General features: G+C 44.9%; 4 protein-coding genes. 2 read left to right on the top strand and 2 right to left on the bottom strand.

From position 1 onward, the window contains the following. The first annotated feature begins 80 nt into the window (after positions 1–80). The gene (locus tag GKAS_RS22840) at positions 81–302 is read left to right on the top strand and encodes a DUF987 family protein (protein WP_035897762.1); all 222 of its coding nucleotides are present in this window, start codon (positions 81–83) and stop codon (positions 300–302) included. A 14-nt stretch (positions 303–316) separates the two neighbouring features. After that, positions 317–646 (top strand): type IV toxin-antitoxin system YeeU family antitoxin, encoded by a 330-nt coding sequence (locus GKAS_RS24400; protein WP_072011469.1) that lies wholly within the window; start codon positions 317–319, stop codon positions 644–646. Positions 647–1654: 1008 nt separating this feature from the next. Here the strand turns inward: GKAS_RS24400 and GKAS_RS22835 are convergent. Both GKAS_RS22835 and GKAS_RS22830 read right to left on the bottom strand, forming a co-directional pair. Next, on the bottom strand, positions 1655–2308 hold the full coding sequence (locus tag GKAS_RS22835) for a hypothetical protein (RefSeq protein WP_035897761.1): 654 nt from the start codon (positions 2306–2308) through the stop codon (positions 1655–1657). Positions 2309–2864: 556 nt separating this feature from the next. Beyond that, a partial coding sequence (locus tag GKAS_RS22830) for an Ig-like domain-containing protein (protein WP_035897760.1) occupies positions 2865–4218 on the bottom strand: 1354 nt, incomplete at its 5' end.

The following is a 4218-nucleotide window of genomic DNA, read 5'->3' as shown; positions in this document are numbered from 1 at the left end:
CCCGACCACTTTATTGTCAGTCACCGGCAGATCCTGTCCTTTGCTGAACAAGGCCTTTTGTGAACCTGGAGTACACCCCAATGAAGATAGTTCCCCGCCACGAAGCCATGACGATTCATCAGCAACATCCACACAGCCGCCTCTTCCCATTCAGCATGGGTAAATACCGCTGGCGCGGCAACTGCAGCGCGTATTCTGGCAAGGAGGTGCAGGACATACCCGGCGTGCTTGCAGTTTATGCCGAACGACATAAAGACGGTTACGGTGCTTACGTACGTCTGATGTGTGTCACTTTAAACTAACGATCGGAGCAAAGATGCCCTCAACAATATTGCCCCTGAACTGGGGCTTATATCGTGATGTCTTACCCCGTTTTGGCGCCAGACTGGTGCTGGAAAATCGCCGGCTGCATTATCTGGCCGACCGGTCCAGTATTAATGGTACCTTCAGTGAGGCCGACGCCCGTCAGCTTGACCAAGTCTTTCCTTTAATACTCAGAGAACTGGAGTTAATGCTCACTACCGGAAGACTCCATCCGGCACGAGCTCAATGCGTCACCTTGCACCACAATAGTCTCACCTGTGAAGCCGATACACTGGGCTCCTGCGGATATCTGTATCTCGTGATTTACCCGACGCCACCCTAAACACCGCCCCCTGATTGCACAAGGTTCACCGGGAAAGCCAGCAACCTATAACCATCCATGACACACCGGTCGCCAGCTATTGTACTGGCAACCGGTATAGGGAGAAATTCATATGATGAAAACACAATTCCATTCTGGCAAAAGACACATCAACATCAGCAACCATCTCACCACCAGGGAACTGGGCAAAATGAAGAGACAACATCTCAACGGATATCCCCGAATGATAACATACCAGTGCTACCAGAAATGGCTATTCTGAGAGGTGCAATATGTAGCGGCGTCCATATCACGGACAACGGTAATGCGCCACTATTCTCGTCTCATATCGTTATGATGCCTACGGTGATGCTGAGTGGGTACAAAACACGGGGAGCGGTTACCTGCTGAGATTATATGCATAGCGAATACCGGTATTACGGTTAAAACGCATGGGAATATCGAAGATTTACAGGAGGATCGTAATAACCAGGATGAAGCAACACCAGCGTACCACACTGTGTTTTGATGTCGCGGGTGATATGCTGGAAGGTTTCGACATTTTTGACTGGTAAAAAAATCCAGGGTTGCTTTTTTACCTATGCGAATGGGGCCCGTACACCAATGTATTTATCCCGATCAATCAACGAAGAAATAGTGATCTTTGCTATTATCCATTGATAGTAACCATTCAGAATCAAAGCGTCACATTATCGGTCTTTGCTATCATTTTTTTGGTTGATCACGAGTAATGGAGGCATCCCTGCCTCGGTAAATAGCGCATCCCTTCTAAACAAAGCCTGCTGTTGCTTACCTATTAAGTTCCTCGCTATCAGCTTGAGCTAGCAATAATCAACGCACACCCTTATCATTTAAACGAGGATGAAATATTCGACTTTTACTTGATCCTTAAGGCGAGAATTCCCTCGCCCTTTATCCCATCACATAAATGGGCTTTGCAGTTTACAGTTGCTCCGTCGGCTAACGACGGCCGGCATCCCATATTCTTTGCCACATTTATGCGAAGCCTCATTCACGAGTTAATAAATCTCTAAACGCATAGCCCAATCCATGATGACTAATTAAGACTTTACGTTTTTCCTCATCCCAGTCGTCTTTCCAGCATGTTCCATATTTATCGACAAGACTTTTGCCTATCCGAAACGTAAGGTTATTAGTATCCCAATTATCGCGTTGAGCTTCTAATTCCCAAGGTTGAGCATAGTATTTCAATACATTTATAACTTGTTCAGCAAACTCCGGATGACCTTCTGTATAAAGCAAATCAGGAAGAGACTGGAAGTTATATCTTACACCGTCCCAATAAGGATACCCATCGCCACCAATAGATAAACGCCCTGTAGTCATTTGTTGGTGATGGATTGATTCATGTATCCATAAACTCTCAACATCTTCAAAGCGACATGAATTCTGAATAAAAAATAATAAAGAAGGCATATCATTCGTGGCTTCACTGCCAGGCATGGTAAATCCGGCGGGGCCATAGAGATCTGTTTCAACAAAACAAACACAATAGTCGGCATCCCTGGCAACATCCCACAACCTACCGAGTTTTCGTTGTATTGATTTTGTATTTGAATTTCTATCTAAAACATCAGCATCTATCTCGTAAACCGTATGAATATCTGACAAATGTTTTATTTCATTATATGAAACGAGCATCACTAATACTCCAGGGAAAATTATAAATTAGCAATCCCTAGAAAACCTACCAGAAAACCTACCAGAAAACCACAGTTTAATAAAGCCCTGAAATTAAGAGGTGCAGAATCTTCCAGCAGCCCATAAAAAACGACGCACTTAAAGAAATAAAATTCTACTGTCCTTCGGTGATATCAACCAAGATACAATGTATCTTTCGTGTTGAAGCTCACCACTCACGCGCAGGCCAGCTTTTAAAATCACGATACCCAACTCTGCGGTCAATTACTAAAAAGTGTCCATCTCCGATACGAACTTGTTTCCCTTCACCCAGCCTAAGTGGCTCTTAAGAAAACTGATTATACCTCTGAAGAGAGCTATATGCTGAAGATCCCGCTTGAGGTGGATGCAGCACGGCAACAAGTTCGTTAAATGGATACTAAACCCAGGTTATTAATTTTATCCTTTGAAATGCTGGCCATTACGATGGCCAGCATTATGCCGCTTATTTCAGTAGGTAACTTTTGTTTCTCCAGACTTAATTAGTCAAGCTGGCAGAATAGAGGGCTATCACATGTTACTGATAGGGATAATAACTACGACTTAGTCCTCCAATCCAAGTGTCTGGTCCGGGGCCATAATCAACTGCCCCACCGCATCCACTACTGATCGTTGTATAAGCATTTGGCGCACCATTCTTCCAATACCTCACGAAGCAAGAACTATGTCTGTCAGGAGGAGTAATCATTGTGATATATGTTGTAGAAAAATCTCTTGATAGAATATATGCGTCATCTGCAGCAATTTGAGTTACCAACGTCCACTCTGGTCCGGTACGACCACATGAATCACCATCCGCAACCTCACAAACATCGAAACTTGTTGGCGGTACATTATAATAAGCTCGGTAAATGCTTAGATGTGATCCGATATCCTTTTTATACAGAATCGCGTCAGTTAATTTAACCGTCACTGTTTGCTTAAATGTAGCTGGAGCACTTGGATATCTGACATCCATCGACGTATCATTACGACCAGCTGTATTATCGAATGGAGAGGTAATGTCTAAATCTGCAGTGCTAAAACTTTGCCCCGTGGATGGATTAACTGGGTACCATGATGCTTTATTGTATACAGGTCTGGGAAGAACTAATTGCTTTCCGCCACGTTCAAGAGAAGCTTTAAAATTTATATTCCTATATGTAATTTCTGTAATTTTTGGTACGACCGTCAGTTTCGACAGCTCTGCGTTAGCCAGCAGATCTTGTCCCCCCGACTTTGTCAGCACCACCTTTTCCGCAATATAGGAAACCTTATCTGCAGCTCCTGTTGCCCCTGCGGTTACGCTGATAGTATTGGTCGCGGCATCCTTTGTCGTCGTCACATTTGCAGCATTGAATCCGGGTACCGTTACCTGAATATCCGTATCCGTCCACGTTGGCACATTATCAAACCGGTCAAACAGGTGAGTCTGAAATCCCACATTCTGGGTATCAGCCGCAATGGCAGCCTGGGCAAGATTATTAAAAGGCTCAACGATAGTGTGAGCTGCATCGGGCGCAGCGGCAACAGTCTGAACAGAGCCCTGCAGATTAGGCAGTGTATTACCAAATGCCGCACCATTAACCTGAGCGGTTATGGCATATTGCTGTGCTTTAGTAGCGGTCAGCACCGCAGTGTAGGTCCCATCCTGGTTATCAACAACATTTGAGACAGCCACGCCAGCGTCAGCAGGCGTAATGCTGAAGGATACAGTCTGGCCTTTTACAGCATTAGGGGTAGTGGCTGCATCCTTCAGCATTAACGTTAACGTGGCTTTTGTATTCTGGTCTGTATCGGTTTGCTGGCCTGCGGTAATGGTATAAGCGGCCTGCACAGTAGTCACAGTCAATGATGAGTTTACCAGGCTGGCCGGACTGGTTGAAACTGTT

The organism is Kluyvera ascorbata ATCC 33433, from assembly GCF_000735365.1.
Taxonomy (GTDB): Bacteria; Pseudomonadota; Gammaproteobacteria; order Enterobacterales; family Enterobacteriaceae; genus Kluyvera; species Kluyvera ascorbata.
The sequence above is the reverse complement of the archived record's forward strand: the minus strand, read 5'-3'. Positions and strand labels throughout refer to the sequence as shown.